Genomic DNA, 14,599 nt, shown 5'->3' on the forward strand with positions numbered 1-14,599 from the left:
GCCTCAGATCGCGAGCTGCTGCTCATCGCGGTTCAGCCAGCGGCGGTAGAAGGAGGTGAAGACGATCAGGATGCCGAGCAGCAGGATGCCGTAGGCGGCCGACTGCGCGAAGTCGCGCGGCTGCTGTCCGAAGCCGAGCTGGTAGGCCCAGGTGACGAGGATCTGCGCGTCCGGGGCGGTGTTGCCGAACAGCAGGAAGATGATGGCGAACTGGTTGAACGTCCAGATCACGCCGAGCAGCACCACGGTGGAGCTGACCGACCGCAGACCCGGCAGGGTGACGTAGCGGAACTGCTGCCAGCGGCTGGCGCCGTCCATCTCGGCGGCCTCGTAGAGGGAGGAGTCGATGGACTGCAGGCCGCCGAGCAGGGAGACCATCATGAACGGCACACCGCACCAGGTGTTGACCATGATCGCGGCGAAGCGCTGCCAGAAGGTGTCCTCCAGCCACGCCGGGGTCGGCAGGTGCAGCGTCTCCAGGCCGGAGTTGATGATGCCGGAGTCGGCGAGCATGAAGCGCCAGCCGAAGACGATGACGAAGGTCGGCACGGCCCACGGCAGGATGAGGATGAGCCGGTAGAAGGTGCGCCCGCGCAGCTTCTGGTTGAGCAGCAGCGCCAGGCCCAGTCCGATGGAGTAGTGCAGGGCGACGCACAGGGCCGTCCACACGATCGTCCAGATGAAGTGGGACCAGAAGCGCTCGTAGGCGGTCTCCCCCCACAGGATGTCGGCGTAGTTGTCGAAGCCGATGAACTTGTAGGTGGCCTCGATCTCGTTGACGCCGATCGTCCGGGCCGTGTTGAGGCTCGTGGCGTCGGTCAGCGTCAGGTAGAAGCCGTAGGCCAGGGGGTACAGCACGAGGACGCCGAGCACGACGGCCACGGGCGCGATCATCGCGTAGGCGTACCAGTGCTTCTGGTAGCTGTGCTTGAGGCGCCGGCCCAGCCCGGACCGGGGACCGCGGTCACCGCTTCGCTTGCCGGTCGCTCGGTCGATGGCGACTGTCATGTTCGACAACCTTCGTTCGCGAACTGGAGATCAGCTGGAGATCAGGGGGTACGGCACACAGGCCGCCGGCCGCCGGATCCCTCCCCCCTCATGTCCTGCGGGGATCCGGCGGCCGCGAAGGCCTACTTGCCGTAGTCCGGGAGCAGCTTGGCGATGGACGTCTCGGCGCTGCTCAGCCCCTCGTCCAGGGACTTCTTGCCACCGGCGATCGCGAGCAGTTCGTCGTCCAGCGGCGTCCACAGCGAGCTGTACTCGGGCAGCTCCGGGCGCGGCTGGGCGGCGGCGAGGACGCCCTGGTAGCCGGCGATGCCCGGGTCGGCCTTGACCTCGGCGGTGTAGGCGTCGTCGCGCGTCGGCAGCGTGTTGTTCTTCAGCGCGATGGTCTCCTGGGCCTTGGCCGAGGTCATGAACTTCACGAACTTCAGCGAGGCCTCCTGGTGGGCCTTGTCCGAGCCCGCGTACACCGAGAGGTTGTGGCCGCCGGTCGGGGCGCCCGCCTTGCCGGTGGAGCCGGCCGGGACGGTGGCGATGCCCAGGTTGGCCTTGTCCTTGAAGGCCGAGCCCTTGTAGAAGTTCGTGATCTCCCACGGGCCCTGGATGATCGAGGCGACCTTGCCGCTGACGAACGCCTCCTGGATGTGGGCGTAGGCGTCGGCGGTGGTGTCGGCCTTGTGCAGGCCCTTGCCCTTGAACAGGCTCAGCCAGGTGCCGTAGGCCTTCTTGGCCTCGGGCGAGGTGACGGTGATCTTCTTGGCGCCGACGTCGACGGTGTCGGCGCCCTCGCCGTAGAGGAAGGAGTGGGCGTAGTAGGACTGGGTCGAGCCCCAGTAGCCGTCGACGCCGGTCTTGTCCTTGATGGTGGCGGCGGCCTTCTTCAGGTCGTCCCAGGTCTTGGGTGCCTCGACGCCGGCCTTCTCGAACAGGGCCTTGTTGTAGACGAGGGCGAGGGTGTCCGTGGTGAAGGGGACACCGTAGGTCTTGCCCTCGTACTGGGCCTGCTTGATCAGGTTGGACTTGAACTTGTCCTGCTCGGCGAGGGCGTCGGTGCCGTCCAGCGGCAGGAAGAAGCCCTTCTTGGCGAAGGCGGGGGTCCAGCCGACCTCGGAGCGCAGCACGTCGGGGGCGCCCTTGGAACCGGCGGCGGTGTCGAACTTGTTCTGCGCCTGGTCGAAGGGGACGTTGACGTACTTGACCTTGATGTCCTTGTGGGCGGCCTCGAACTCCTTGACCAGGGCCTTGTAGGTCGGCGCCTCGTTGGTCGCGTTGGAGGTGTCCCACCAGGTGATGGTGACCGGGCCGCCGGCCTCGTCGCCGCTGTCGCTTCCGCCGCAGGCCGTCGCCGCCAGGGCGAGGGACGCCACCAGCGCGGTGGCCGCTATGCCACGCCGCATGAGTTCTCCTTGAGGGTGAAAGCCCGTTGTGCTGCCGACTGCGCCGTTGGCGGCCGGGCGTCGGTGAGATTAGCCGCGGCTGAACGACTTGCGAAAGACCTTGCAGCAAAAAGTTGCAAGCGGTGCGGATGGTTATCCTGCCGTGACCTCCCCGATGGCCCCTAGGCCCTGATTTCCGGCTGTTCGGCGGGGAGTCGGACAGTTGTGCAAGACTCTGCAAGCACTTGCCATCCGTTTCCGCCGGGGGAATCATCCGTTGCGGAGCGGACGCCGACACGACTTCAGGGGACCGCGATGACCAAGCAATCCGCAGCGGGCCGTGCGCCGGCCCGCTCCCGGCGTCCCGTCGGTGTGCAAGCAGAAGTCCGGCCGCTACAGTCCAGTGCTGTGACCACACGGCTTGCGGACATCGCTTTGCAGGCGGGGGTGAGCGAAGCGACCGTCAGCCGCGTCCTCAACGGGAAGCCGGGCGTCGCCGCCACGACCCGCCAGTCCGTGCTGGCCGCCCTCGACGTGCTGGGCTACGAACGCCCGGTCCGGCTCCGGCAGCGCAGCGAGGGCCTGGTCGGCCTGATCACCCCGGAGCTGGAGAACCCGATCTTCCCGGCCCTGGCCCAGGTGATCGGCCAGGCGCTGACCCGGCAGGGCTACACGCCGGTGCTGGCCACGCAGACCCCGGGCGGCTCGACCGAGGACGAGCTGACCGAGATGCTCGTGGACCGCGGGGTCGCCGGCATCATCTACGTCTCCGGACTGCACGCCGACACCACCGCCGACATGCAGCGCTACGACCGGCTGCGCGCACAGGGCGTGCCCTACGTACTGGTCGACGGTTTCTCGCCGAAGGTGCAGGCACCGTTCATCTCCCCCGACGACCGCGCGGCGATGAGCCTGGCCGTGACGCACCTGGCGTCCCTCGGGCACACGCGGATCGGGCTGGCGCTCGGACCCAAGCGGTTCGTGCCGGTGCAGCGCAAGATCGAGGGGTTCGTGCGGGCGATGCAGGAGCAGTTGGGCCTGGGCGCCGAGACGGTCGAGTCGCAGCTGGTGCAGCACTCCCTCTACACGCTGGAGGGCGGGCAGGCCGCCGCCACCGCCCTGATCGAGCGGAACTGCACGGCCGTGGTGTGCGCGAGCGACATGATGGCGCTGGGCGCGATCCGCGCGGCCCGGCAGCACGGCCTGGACGTGCCGAAGGACATCTCGGTGGTCGGCTTCGACGACTCCCCGCTGATCGCCTTCACCGACCCGCCCCTGACGACCATCCGCAAGCCGGTCCCGGCCATGGGCCAGGCGGCCGTGCGCACGCTGCTGGAGGAGATCGGCGGAACGCCCGCGCCGCACAGCGAGTTCGTGTTCATGCCGGAACTGGTGGTGCGCGGTTCGACCGCCTCGGCGCCCGGGGACCGTGCGCGCTCCTGAGACCGGCGGCCGGATTTCGCCGTAGGACATGCGGCCGGGGCCGGGCCGCGGGATGATCGGTGGGGAAGTCCTTTTCTGGCAGACTTTGTGCCTATGGGTGACGCGACCGTGACGCAGCCGGAGGGCCTGGAGGCGGCCCTCCCGCCCCCCGCGGCCGAGACGGGGCCCGGGCTCCTGCGGCGGCTGCGCACCCCGCGCCGGCCCCGCTTCTGGTTCGAGATCCTGCTGATCGCGGTCAGTTACTGGACGTACTCGCTCGTCCGCAACGCCGTGCCCGAGCAGAAGGCCGAGGCACTGCGCAACGCCGACTGGATCTGGCAGACCGAGCACCAACTGGGCATCGCCGTCGAGCAGTCGGTCAACCACGCCGTCAACTCGGTGACTTGGCTGATCATCGGCATGAACTACTACTACGCGACACTGCACTTCGTGGTCACGCTGGGCGTGCTGGTGTGGCTGTACCGTCGCCACCCCGGCCGGTACGCGGCCACGCGCCTGGTGCTCTTCGCGACCACCGCCGTCGCCCTGGTCGGTTACTACCTGTACCCGCTGGCGCCCCCGCGGCTGATGCGCGGCGGCGGCTTCATCGACACCGTCATGGTCCACCAGACCTGGGGTTCCATGGCGTCCGGCGACCTGAAGAACATGTCCAACCAGTACGCCGCGATGCCGTCGATGCACATCGGCTGGTCGGTGTGGTGCGGCCTGACGATCTTCGCGCTGGCGACGGTCCCGTGGCTGCGGGTGCTGGGTCTGCTGTACCCGGCGCTGACGCTGGTGGTGATCGTCGCCACGGCCAACCACTTCTGGCTGGACGCGGTGGGCGGCGTGCTGTGCCTGGCGTTCGGGTTCGCGGTGGCCCGGCTCTGGTACGGCCGGCTGCCGTACGCCCTGCCGAGGGTGGTGCCGGGGCGGAAACCGGCCGAATCCCGGTCGCGGGTCCCCTGGGGACAGGACCGGCCGGTCGCGCGGGACGGGGCCCGCGCGACTCCCCCCGGTGCACCACGTGCCCCCCGGCCACCGTCAGCGGCACGGGTCCCCGGACCACCTCGTCCGCCGGAGCCGCCCCCGGGTCCACGCCCAGCACGGTGAGGTCCCACCGGAACCCGGGGGCGATCCGGCCGGCCGCCTCCGCCTCCCCCGCCGCGAGCGCCGCGTGCCCGGTGCGGCCCTCCGGCGCCCCCAGCCCGGTCAGCCAGGTCAGCCCGGTCCGGGACGACACCGCGCCCCACGGGGCCCGGGCCGTCGCCAGCACCGCGCGGGCGTCGTAGGGCGCGATCGGCCAGTCCGAGCCCAGGGGCCACCATCGCGCCCGCGTCCCGCACGTCCCGCAGCCGCCAGGCCCGGCCGGCCCGCCCGGCGCCCAGCCGCCGGGACCACTCGCCGGTGACACGGCCGCGCACACCCCTCCCCGACCGCGATCGCATCACGAGGACGGCACTGGAGATCGTCGACGAGCGCGGCGACTTCAGCGTGCCGCGGGTCGCCGGGCGGCCGGGTGCGCAGACCGGCTCGGTGCACCACCACGTGGAAGGCCGGGACGGGATCGTGGAGCTGCTGCGCGAGCGGGTCGCGGCGGTGATCGACCCGGCGACCCTCGCCCTGCGCCCCTGGGACGCGGCCCTGGAGGCCTGGGCCCGCTCCCACCGGGCCGCTTTCGCCGCGCACCCCCGAGGCGATGTCCCTGCCGACGGCCCTGGAGAACCTGGTGCTCGGCCCTCGGCCTCGTGGCGCCCGGGACGATGTGGGAGCTGTCCGCCTCCGCCCCGACCCCGCGGCCGGCCGAGGCGTTGTCGGCCTCGGGCGGGGAGCCGCGCGGACCGGGCGTTCGAGGTGGGGCTCACGGCGTTCCTCGGCCACGCCCGGGAGCTGCGGGCCGGGCTTCGGGCCGCCGTCCGCGGTGGGGCCCGGCTGGGAGCGGGCTCAGCGCTCGGCGACCCCGTAGAACAGTTCCTCCACCACGCCCCGCGCCCGGCGGGCGGTGCGCCGGTAGGCGTCGAGCATGTCGCCGACGTGGCCGGGGTTGTGGCCCAGGTACCGGCCGACGGCGGCCAGTTCGCGCGGGTCGGAGGGGAACGTGTCGCCGGCCCGGCCGCGCACCAGCATCACCGCGTTGCGGACCCGGGTCGCGAGGACCCAGGCCTCGTCGAGCGTCCCGGCGTCCTCCTCCGTGACGAGCCCGGCCGCACGGGCGGCGGCCAGCGCCTCGCGGGTGCGGGTGGTGCGCAGGCCGGGCTCCTGTGCGCCGTGCCGCAGCTGCAGCAGCTGCACGGTCCACTCCACGTCCGACAGCCCGCCCGGCCCGAGCTTGGCGTGCAGCTTCGGATCGGCGCCGCGCGGCAGCCGCTCCCGCTCCATCCGGGCCTTCAGCCGCCGGATCTCGCGCACCGCCTCGTCGCCGAGCCCGTCCGCCGGGTAGCGCAGCGGGTCGACCAGCTCGATGAAGCGGCGGCCCAGGTCCTCGTCCCCGGCGACCGGCTCGGCCCGCAGCAGGGCGTGCGACTCCCAGGTCAGCGACCACCGGCGGTAGTACGCCGCGTACGACGTCAGGGTCCGCACCAGCGGGCCGGACTTGCCCTCCGGGCGCAGGTCGGCGTCGATGAGCAGCGGCGGGTCGGCGCTCGGGATCTGCAGCAGGCGGCGCATCTCCGAGACGACCTTGTTGGCCGCCTGCGAGGCCTCCCGCTCGTCCACGCCGTCGCGCGGCTCGTGCACGAACAGCACGTCCGCGTCGGAGCCGTAGCCCAGCTCGTGGCCGCCGAACCGGCCCATGCCGATGATCGCGAACCGGGTGGGCAGCTCGTCGCCCCAGCCCTCCCGGACGACCGCGCGGAGCGTGCCGGCCAGGGTCGCGGCGGTCAGGTCCGACACGGCCGCCCCGACCCGGTCCACCAGGGCGCCCTGGTCGGCCTCGGCGGGCTGCTCCTCGGTGCCGTAGGAGCCGACGATGTCGGCGGCGGCGGTGCGGAACAGCTCGCGGCGGCGCACCCCGCGCGCGGCCGTGACCGCCTGGGCGGCCCCGTCGGCCCGGTTCACCGCGGCGAGTATCTCCTGCTCCAGGTGGGCGCGCGGGCGGGGTTCGAGACCGCCGCCGTCCCCGTCGCCGAGCAGCGCGACCGCCTCGGGCGCGCGCATCAGCAGGTCGGGCGCGAGGCGCCCGGCGGACAGCACCCGGGCGAGGTTCTGCGCGGCGGCGCCCTCGTCCCGCAGCAGCCGCAGGTACCAGGGCGTCTTGCCGAGCGCGTCGGACACCTTGCGGAAGTTGAGCAGGCCCGCGTCCGGGTCGGCCGAGTCGGCGAACCAGCCGAGCAGCACGGGCAGCAGGGTGCGCTGGATGGCGGCCTTGCGGGTGACGCCGGAGGCCAGGGCCTCCAGGTGGCGCAGGGCGGAGGCCGGGTCGGCGTACCCGAGGGCGACCATGCGCTCCCGGGCCGCCTCGGCGCTCAGCCGGGCCTCACCGGTGGCGAGCTGGGCGACCGCGTCGAGCAGCGGCCGGTAGAACAGCTTCTCGTGCAGCCGGCGTACGACGGTGGTGTGCCGCTTCCACTCGCGGTGCAGCTCGGCGACCGGGTCGGTGCGCAGGCCCAGGGAGCGGCCGATGCGGCGCAGCTCGGCCTCGTCCTCCGGCACGAGGTGGGTCCGCCGGAGCCGGAACAGCTGGATGCGGTGCTCCAGGGTGCGCAGGAAGCGGTAGGCCTCGTCGAGCTGGGCGGCGTCGGACCGGCCGACGTAGCCGCCGGCGGCGAGGGCCTTGAGCGCGTCGAGGGTCGTGCCGCTGCGCAGGGAGGGGTCGGTGCGGCCGTGCACCAGCTGGAGCAGCTGGACGGCGAACTCGACGTCCCTGAGACCGCCCGGGCCCAGCTTCAGCTGGCGGTCGACCTCGGCGGCGGGGATGTTCTCCACGACCCGGCGGCGCATCTTCTGCACGTCGGAGACGAAGTTCTCGCGCTCGGCGGCCTTCCACACCAGCGGCTGCACGGCTTCGACGTACTCCGCGCCGAGGTCGGGGTCGCCGGCGACCGGGCGGGCCTTGAGCAGCGCCTGGAACTCCCAGGTCTTGGCCCAGCGCTGGTAGTAGGCGAGGTGGCTGGCCAGGGTCCGCACCAGCGGGCCGTTCCTGCCCTCCGGGCGCAGGTTGGCGTCGACGGGCCAGATGGAGCCCTCGACCGTGGTCTCCGAGCAGATCCGCATCATGTGCGAGGCGAGCCGGGTCGCGGCGCGGATCGCCTTGGTCTCGTCGGCCCCCTCGACCGCCTCGCCGACGAAGATGACGTCGACGTCGGAGACGTAGTTCAGCTCGTGGCCGCCGCACTTGCCCATCGCGACGACCGCGAGGCGGCACAGGGCGTCGTCCTCCGGCGCGGCGGCCCGGGCGAGGCCGAGGGCGGCGCGCAGGGTGGCCGTGGCGAGGTCGGCCAGCTCGGCCGCGGACTCGGCGACGCCGGTCGTGCCGCACACGTCGCGGGCCGCGATGGACAGCAGGCAGCGGCGGTAGGCGACGCGCAGCGAGACCGGGTCGGTGGCCTGCGCGAGACCGGCCTCGAACTCCGCCACCCCCGGGTGCAGGTCCCGCGCCTCGTACGTCACGAGGGCCTGCCAGTCGCCCGGGTGCCGGGTGAGGTGGTCGGCGAGGGCGGTGGAGGCGCCGAGCACCCCGAGGAGCCGGTCGCGCAGCGGCTTGGCCGAGATCAGCGTGTCGAGCAGCTCCCGGCGGGCGCCGGGGTTCGGCTGGGCCTCCAGCAGCCGGACCAGGCCGAGCAGCGCGAGATCGGGGTCGGCGGTCGCGCCCAGCGCGTCCAGCAGCACCGGGTCGTCGCGCAGGGGCGCGAGCTCGACGCTGTCCAGGAGCCGTTCGGCGGCGGAGGCGTCGGTGAAGCCGTGCCGCAGCAGCCGTGTGAAGGTACTGCTCCTGCGCCCCGGGGCCGCCGTCATCCGGGCCTCCCTCACATCGTCTCGCGCGTTCGCATCGGATCAAGGTCGTACGGCTTCGAGCCTAACCGCAGGGCACGGGGCGAGCGCCGGTGAGTTCGGCAGGCGGACGGGCCGCACGGGCCGGCCCCGCGGGAACGCACGGCGCGTCACCGGCGACGCCCGGCCGCGAGGGCCGGGCGCGGGGCGGAGGAGGAGGACGGCGGCTTCCGGCACTCCGAGGTACGGGGAGGCCGTTCCCGCCACGGCGCGGGGCGCGGGCGTCCACTCGGTGGCGCCGCGCGCGGTTTTCGGCTTCGGTGAGGAGGAGCCGTTCAGCCGGACGCGGTGGTGGTTCGCGTGCCGCGCGGGACCGCGCCCGATGTCCGATGCCTGATGCCTGATGCCGTCCGACGAAGGAGTCACGCCGTGGACCTCACCCTCGAAGTCATCCCGCTGCCCGTGACCGACATCGACCGGGCCCGGGACTTCTACCGGGACAAGGTCGGCTTCCACGTGGACATCGACCAGGAGGTCATGCCCGGGATGCGGATCGTCCAGCTGACCCCGCCGGGTTCCGGCTGCTCGATCGCCCTCGGCGACTCGCTCTGGGAGATGACCCCGGGCCCCACCCCGGCGCCCGGCTCCTACCAGGGCCTGCAGCTGTGCGTGGCCGACATCGAGGCCGCGCACGCCGATCTCGTCGCCCGCGGCCTCGACGTCTCGGAGCCGGTCCGGTACGCGCCGGACGACGGCGCCACGTTCATGCACTTCCAGGACCCGGACGGCAACGGCTGGGCGGTGCAGGAGTACCGCAGGCGGGCGACGGAACCGCTGCACGAGCTGCTGGCGACCCACAAGCGGCAGCGGGAGTCCTGACCGGCCGGGGCGCGACGCGACCGGTCAGGAATCGAGAACCGGTGCCGGAGACGGCGTCACCGTGAGGCGAGGCCGACGGCCCACGGCGGCCGGCCTTCCCCACGCCGAGCGGGTTCGCGCTACAGCGCCGGAAGGTTCTTCCGCAGCTCGAACGCCGTCACCTCGCTGCGGTACTCCTCCCACTCCTGCCGCTTGTTGCGCAGGAAGAAGTCGAAGACGTGCTCGCCGAGGGTCTCGGCGACCAAATCGCTGCGTTCCATCAGGGTCAGCGCCTCGCCCAGGTTCTGCGGGAGGGGCTCGATGCCCATCGCGCGGCGCTCCGCGTCGGACAGGGCCCACACGTCGTCCTCCGCGCCCGGCGGGAGTTCGTAGCCCTCCTCGATGCCCTTGAGACCGGCGGCGAGCAGGACCGCGTAGGCGAGGTAGGGGTTCGCGCCGGAGTCGAGGGAGCGGACCTCGACGCGGGCCGAGCCCGTCTTGCCGGGCTTGTACATCGGGACCCGGACCAGCGCCGAGCGGTTGTTGTGGCCCCAGCAGATGTACGACGGCGCCTCGCCGCCCGCGCCCGCCGTGCGCTCCGCGCCGCCCCAGATGCGCTTGTAGGAGTTGACCCACTGGTTGGTGACCGCGGAGACCTCCGCCGCGTGCCGCAGCAGGCCCGCGATGAAGGAGCGGCCCACCTTGGAGAGCTGGTACTCCGAGCCCGACTCGTAGAACGCGTTGCGGTCGCCCTCGAAGAGGGAGAGGTGGGTGTGCATGCCGGAGCCGGGGTGCTCGGAGAACGGCTTGGGCATGAACGTGGCGTGCACGCCCTGCTCCAGCGCCACCTGCTTCATGACCAGGCGGAAGGTCATGACGTTGTCGGCCGTGGAGAGCGCGTCGGCGTAGCGCAGGTCGATCTCCTGCTGGCCGGGGGCGCCCTCGTGGTGGGAGAACTCGACGGAGATGCCCATCGACTCCAGCATCGTGATCGCCTGGCGGCGGAAGTCCATCCCGACGTTGGTCGGGGTGTGGTCGAAGTAGCCGGAGTTGTCGGCCGGGGTGGGGCGGGAGCCGTCCAGCGGCCGGTCCTTCAGCAGGAAGAACTCGATCTCCGGGTGCGTGTAGAACGTGAAGCCCAGGTCGCTCGCGCGGGCCAGGGCGCGCTTGAGCACGTAGCGCGGGTCGGCGAAGGACGGGGAGCCGTCCGGCATGAGGATGTCACAGAACATGCGCGCCGTGCCGGGGGCCTCCGCGCGCCAGGGCAGGATCTGGAAGGTCGACGGGTCGGGCTTGGCGATCATGTCGGACTCGTAGACCCGGGCGAAGCCCTCGATCGCGGAGCCGTCGAAGCCGATGCCCTCGTCGAAGGCCTGTTCCAGTTCGGCCGGGGCCACGGCGACGGACTTGAGGAAGCCCAGCACGTCCGTGAACCACAGGCGTACGAACCGGATGTCGCGCTCCTCCAACGTCCGGAGCACGAACTCCTGCTGCTTGTCCATCTTCCGCTTCCCCATCCTTGCTGGTCAGGCCGCCTGTCTTCCGTACCACGGGAGGCGGTCGGGCACCTGAGCATCCCACCACACGACCATTTCGTACGCGTTGCGGACCATGATCGCCCGACCGGCGGGGACCGGACGACCCGCGTACGGCGGGTGGAGTGCTCTTGAGCCCATAGTGCCTGCTCGCCCCGGCGTCCGTAACGGCCGGTCCGTTTCGGTCCCCCCACCCCATAATTTGCATCTCTCATACCACTTAAATAGCGTGCGCGCAGCCGAGCTTCGAGGAGCACCGATGCTGTCCGAGCAGTCCGCCGCCACCGTCCGCGCCACCCTCCCCGCCGTCGGCGCGACCCTGGACACGATCACCGAGCGCTTCTACACCGGTCTGTTCGCCTCCCACCCGGAGCTGCTGCGCGACCTGTTCAACCGGGGCAACCAGGCCTCCGGCGCCCAGCGGCGGGCGCTCGCCGGCTCCATCGCCGCCTTCGCCGCGCACCTGCTGGACCACCCCGGGCAGCGGCCCGACGCGATGCTGCGGCGCATCGCCCACAAACACGCCTCCCTCGGCGTCACCGCCGGGCAGTACGGCATCGTCCACGAGCACCTGTTCGCCGCCATCGCGGACGTACTCGGCGACGCCGTCACGCCCGAGGTCGCCGCGGCCTGGGACGAGGTCTACTGGCTGATGGCGAACGCCCTGATCGCCGTCGAGCGGCGGCTGCGCGAGGAGCGCGGCGGGCCGGCCTGGCGGCCCTGGGAGGTCGTCGAGCGGGTCACCGAGACCCCGGACGTGGTCACGTTCCGGTTGCGGCCCGCCGACGGCGGTCCCGTGCGGGACTTCTCCGCCGGCCAGTACGTCTCCGTCCGCGTCACCCTCCCGGACGGCGCCCGGCAGATACGGCAGTACAGCCTCTCCGGGGCACCGGGCCCGGCCCTGCGGCAGATCAGCGTCAAGCGCGTGCGCGGCGACGGCGCCCCCGACGGCGAGGTCTCCCACCACCTGCACGCGCGGGTGCGGAAGGGCGACGTCCTGGAGCTGTCCGAGGCCTACGGCGACCTGGTCCTGGACGCCGCCCCCGACACCCCCCTGCTGCTGGCCTCGGCGGGCATCGGCGTCACCCCGATCACCGCGCTGCTGGCCCACCTCGCCGGCTCGGGGCACCGCGCCCCGGTCACCGTCGTCCACGGCGACCGCTCACCCGCCACCCACGCCCTGCGCGCCGACCACGAGTCCTGGGCGGGCAAGCTGCCGGACGCGGCGCTGCACCTCTGGTACGAGCGGGACGCCCCGCCCGGTGCCCGCACCGGACTGGTCGACCTCGCCGAGGTCCCGGTCGCGCCGGGCACGTGCGCGTACCTGTGCGGTCCCCTGCCCTTCATGCGGTCCGTGCGGGCCCAGCTGATCGCCAAGGGGGTGGCCCCGGCCGACATCCACTACGAGGTGTTCGGACCGGACCTGTGGCTGGCCGGTCGGGACTGAGCGTCCCGGGGGCCCCGCGAGATCCCGAACAGCAGGGCCCCGGTGGGCTCCGCCGCGATGTCCGCCACCGTGAGCGGGTCCAGGGAGGCGAAGAACGCCTCCTGGGCCCGGCGCAGGGCGCCGCGCAGGCGGCAGGCGGAGTTCAGGGGGCAGGGGACCGGGCCCTCGCAGTCGACCACGTCGCCCTCGCCCTCGAAGGCGCGGACCACGGCTCCCACCGACGCCGTGCGGCCCTGCGCGGTGAGGGCGAGTCCGCCGCCGCGGCCCCGGCGGGCCGTCAGCAGTCCACGGTGCCGCAGCTCGGCGACGACCTTGGCCAGGTGGGTGTACGGCACGCCCATGCCGTCCGCGACCTCCCGGGTCGTCGGACTCGACCCGCCCGCGACGGCGAGCCGCATCAGGACCCGCAAGGCCAGGTCGGTGGAGCGCAGCAGCCGCATGCGGGCAGCGTAGGCAAGCGGGTCCCGGCCGTCCAAATCACCGGGACCGCGGCGGCCGAAGCTGTCGGGCAGCTGTCGGTGCCGTATCGATTCGGCCCTTTCCCGCTGCCGCCCTACGAGGGGCAGCGCCTCCCCCATTACGATCAGGCCACCCGACCGTCCCACTTTTCCCGCGAAGGACACCTCATGGGCTCCGCCAAGAAGAGCAACACGGCACGCAAGGCGCGAATAGAGGAGATGCGGCGTGCCGAGCAGGCCCGTGAGCGGCGCAACCGGATCCTCACCATCGTGGCCAGTGTCGTGATCGTCGGCGGCCTGGTCGCCGGCGGCGTCGTGCTCGTGCGGTCCCAGTCCGGCGACGGCGGCGACGCCGCGGCGAGCGACTCCTCGGGCAAGGGCAGGTTCGTCACCGGCAAGGACGGCGTGAGGACCTGGGAGGGCAAGCTCTCCCGCAACCACGTCACCAAGGCCGTGAAGTACGCCTCCGAGCCCCCCGTCGGCGGCGACCACAACCAGGTGTGGATGAACTGCAACGGCGACGTCTACACCAAGGAGATCAACAACACCAACGCCGTGCACTCGCTGGAGCACGGCGCGGTGTGGGTGACGTACAACGCCGCCGCGAAGAAGGCCGACGTCGACGCGCTCGCGGCCAAGGTGAAGAAGACGCCGTACACGCTGATGAGCCCGATGGACGACCAGAAGGACCCGATCATGCTCTCGGCGTGGGGTCACCAGCGCACCGTGACGGGCGCGGACGACCCGAACGTCGACAAGTTCTTCGAGAAGTTCGTCCAGGGCGAGCAGACCCCCGAGCCGGGTGCCGCCTGCACCAACGGGCTGTCGCAGTGAGGCACGTCGGTCTGGTCGCCGGGGCCGCGGCGACGGCGCTCGTCGCGGCCGGCGCGATCACCTACGCCGTCGCCGGGGACGACGGCGGCGGCACGACCCCCTCCGCCGAGTCCGCCGACGCCGGGTTCGCGCGCGACATGGCGGTGCACCACCAGCAGGCGGTGGAGATGTCGTACATCGTGCGCGACCGCACCGAGGACGAGGAGGTGCGCCGCCTCGCCTACGACATCGCGCAGACCCAGGCCAACCAGCGCGGCATGATGCTGGGCTGGCTCGACCTGTGGGGCCTGCCCAAGGTGTCCTCCGAGCCCCCGATGGCCTGGATGGACATGGGCGGCATGGCCACCGGCAAGGACGGCGCGCTGATGCCGGGCATGGCGACGAACACCGAGATGAAGAGACTCGGCGAACTCAGCGGCAAGCAGGCGGAGATCTACTACCTGCAGTTGATGACGGACCACCACGAGGGCGGCATCCACATGGCGCGGGGCTGTGTGGAGAAGTGCACGGTCGGGGTGGAGAAGCGGCTCGCGCAGGGCATGGTGGACGCGCAGCAGTCGGAGATCGGGCTCATGGCGGACCTGCTCAAGGCGCGGGGCGCCGCGCCCCGCCCGTAGGGCGTGAGACCCGGACCGGCCTCCGGCCCCGAGCCGCCTTCCTTTCCGGCACGGTCGCACCGGCGCTGACGGCCGTACGGCGGCAGGGGGTGTGGGATGGCCCACACCACCCCATTGCGTC

At 72.3% G+C, this 14,599-nt stretch carries 11 protein-coding genes and 2 pseudogenes; 7 read left to right on the top strand and 6 right to left on the bottom strand.

The genetic code is table 11. The annotated features are described in order from the left end of the window. Positions 1 to 3: 3 nt before the first annotated feature. Both AC07DA_RS10590 and AC07DA_RS10595 read right to left on the bottom strand, forming a co-directional pair. The gene (locus AC07DA_RS10590; RefSeq protein WP_479126528.1) at positions 4 to 1,008 is read right to left on the bottom strand and encodes a carbohydrate ABC transporter permease; all 1,005 of its coding nucleotides are present in this window, start codon (positions 1,006 to 1,008) and stop codon (positions 4 to 6) included. 122 nt (positions 1,009 to 1,130) lie between these two features. Beyond that, a complete protein-coding gene (locus AC07DA_RS10595; protein ID WP_479126530.1) occupies positions 1,131 to 2,399 on the bottom strand; it encodes an extracellular solute-binding protein in 1,269 nt (422 codons plus the stop codon). Between the two features lie 387 nt (positions 2,400 to 2,786). Here AC07DA_RS10595 and AC07DA_RS10600 point away from each other — a divergent pair, with 387 nt between their 5' ends. Beyond that, complete coding sequence (locus tag AC07DA_RS10600) at positions 2,787 to 3,821, top strand: LacI family DNA-binding transcriptional regulator (protein WP_479126532.1); 1,035 nt, start codon at positions 2,787 to 2,789, stop codon at positions 3,819 to 3,821. A gap of 93 nt (positions 3,822 to 3,914) precedes the next feature. Continuing rightward, a complete protein-coding gene (locus AC07DA_RS10605; RefSeq protein ID WP_479126534.1) occupies positions 3,915 to 4,913 on the top strand; it encodes a phosphatase PAP2 family protein in 999 nt (332 codons plus the stop codon). Here AC07DA_RS10605 and AC07DA_RS10610 read toward each other — a convergent pair. After that, positions 4,813 to 5,206: pseudogene (locus AC07DA_RS10610) on the bottom strand (amidohydrolase family protein); the annotation flags it as partial. The gene AC07DA_RS10605 and the pseudogene AC07DA_RS10610 overlap by 101 nt on opposite strands. 1 nt (position 5,207) lies before the next feature. On the opposite strand from AC07DA_RS10610, the pseudogene AC07DA_RS10615 reads away from it, so the two are divergent. Beyond that, positions 5,208 to 5,702, top strand: a pseudogene (locus AC07DA_RS10615) (TetR/AcrR family transcriptional regulator); the annotation flags it as partial. 42 nt (positions 5,703 to 5,744) lie between these two features. Here the strand turns inward: AC07DA_RS10615 and AC07DA_RS10620 are convergent. Beyond that, entirely contained in the window at positions 5,745 to 8,753 is a 3,009-nt protein-coding gene (locus AC07DA_RS10620; protein ID WP_479126535.1) for a bifunctional [glutamine synthetase] adenylyltransferase/[glutamine synthetase]-adenylyl-L-tyrosine phosphorylase, read from the bottom strand. 405 nt (positions 8,754 to 9,158) lie between these two features. Between AC07DA_RS10620 and AC07DA_RS10625 the strand changes: the two genes are divergently transcribed. Further along, positions 9,159 to 9,608: a VOC family protein gene (locus tag AC07DA_RS10625; protein ID WP_479126537.1), complete on the top strand. Its 450-nt coding sequence runs from the start codon at positions 9,159 to 9,161 to the stop codon at positions 9,606 to 9,608. A 119-nt stretch (positions 9,609 to 9,727) separates the two neighbouring features. Here the strand turns inward: AC07DA_RS10625 and glnA are convergent, their stop codons facing one another. Then, positions 9,728 to 11,089 carry a type I glutamate--ammonia ligase gene (gene glnA / locus AC07DA_RS10630; protein WP_094056627.1) on the bottom strand — a complete coding sequence of 454 codons (1,362 nt, stop codon included), beginning with the start codon at positions 11,087 to 11,089 and terminating at the stop codon, positions 9,728 to 9,730. Positions 11,090 to 11,381: 292 nt separating this feature from the next. On the opposite strand from glnA, the gene AC07DA_RS10635 reads away from it, so the two are divergent. Beyond that, entirely contained in the window at positions 11,382 to 12,569 is a 1,188-nt protein-coding gene (locus AC07DA_RS10635) for a globin domain-containing protein (protein ID WP_479126540.1), read from the top strand. Here AC07DA_RS10635 and AC07DA_RS10640 read toward each other — a convergent pair. Then, positions 12,524 to 13,009, bottom strand: a complete 486-nt coding sequence (locus AC07DA_RS10640) for an RrF2 family transcriptional regulator (protein ID WP_479126542.1) — start codon at positions 13,007 to 13,009, stop codon at positions 12,524 to 12,526. The genes AC07DA_RS10635 and AC07DA_RS10640 overlap by 46 nt on opposite strands. 186 nt (positions 13,010 to 13,195) lie before the next feature. Between AC07DA_RS10640 and AC07DA_RS10645 the strand changes: the two genes are divergently transcribed. Both AC07DA_RS10645 and AC07DA_RS10650 read left to right on the top strand, forming a co-directional pair. Beyond that, a complete protein-coding gene (locus tag AC07DA_RS10645) occupies positions 13,196 to 13,861 on the top strand; it encodes a DUF3105 domain-containing protein (protein ID WP_479126544.1) in 666 nt (221 codons plus the stop codon). Further along, positions 13,858 to 14,478: a DUF305 domain-containing protein gene (locus tag AC07DA_RS10650; RefSeq protein WP_479126546.1), complete on the top strand. Its 621-nt coding sequence runs from the start codon at positions 13,858 to 13,860 to the stop codon at positions 14,476 to 14,478. Before AC07DA_RS10645 ends, AC07DA_RS10650 begins: the two co-directional genes overlap by 4 nt. The last annotated feature ends 121 nt before the right edge of the window (positions 14,479 to 14,599 follow it).

This window comes from Streptomyces sp. NPDC044921 (assembly GCF_056432865.1).

Coding starts and splice junctions, on each gene's coding strand:
- AC07DA_RS10590 (WP_479126528.1), bottom strand. CDS start 1,008: ATGACAGTCGCCATCGACCGAGCGACCGGCAAGCGAAGCGGTGACCGC.
- AC07DA_RS10595 (WP_479126530.1), bottom strand. CDS start 2,399: ATGCGGCGTGGCATAGCGGCCACCGCGCTGGTGGCGTCCCTCGCCCTG.
- AC07DA_RS10605 (WP_479126534.1), top strand. CDS start 3,915: ATGGGTGACGCGACCGTGACGCAGCCGGAGGGCCTGGAGGCGGCCCTC.
- AC07DA_RS10620 (WP_479126535.1), bottom strand. CDS start 8,753: ATGACGGCGGCCCCGGGGCGCAGGAGCAGTACCTTCACACGGCTGCTG.
- glnA (WP_094056627.1), bottom strand. CDS start 11,089: ATGGACAAGCAGCAGGAGTTCGTGCTCCGGACGTTGGAGGAGCGCGAC.
- AC07DA_RS10635 (WP_479126540.1), top strand. CDS start 11,382: ATGCTGTCCGAGCAGTCCGCCGCCACCGTCCGCGCCACCCTCCCCGCC.
- AC07DA_RS10640 (WP_479126542.1), bottom strand. CDS start 13,009: ATGCGGCTGCTGCGCTCCACCGACCTGGCCTTGCGGGTCCTGATGCGG.
- AC07DA_RS10645 (WP_479126544.1), top strand. CDS start 13,196: ATGGGCTCCGCCAAGAAGAGCAACACGGCACGCAAGGCGCGAATAGAG.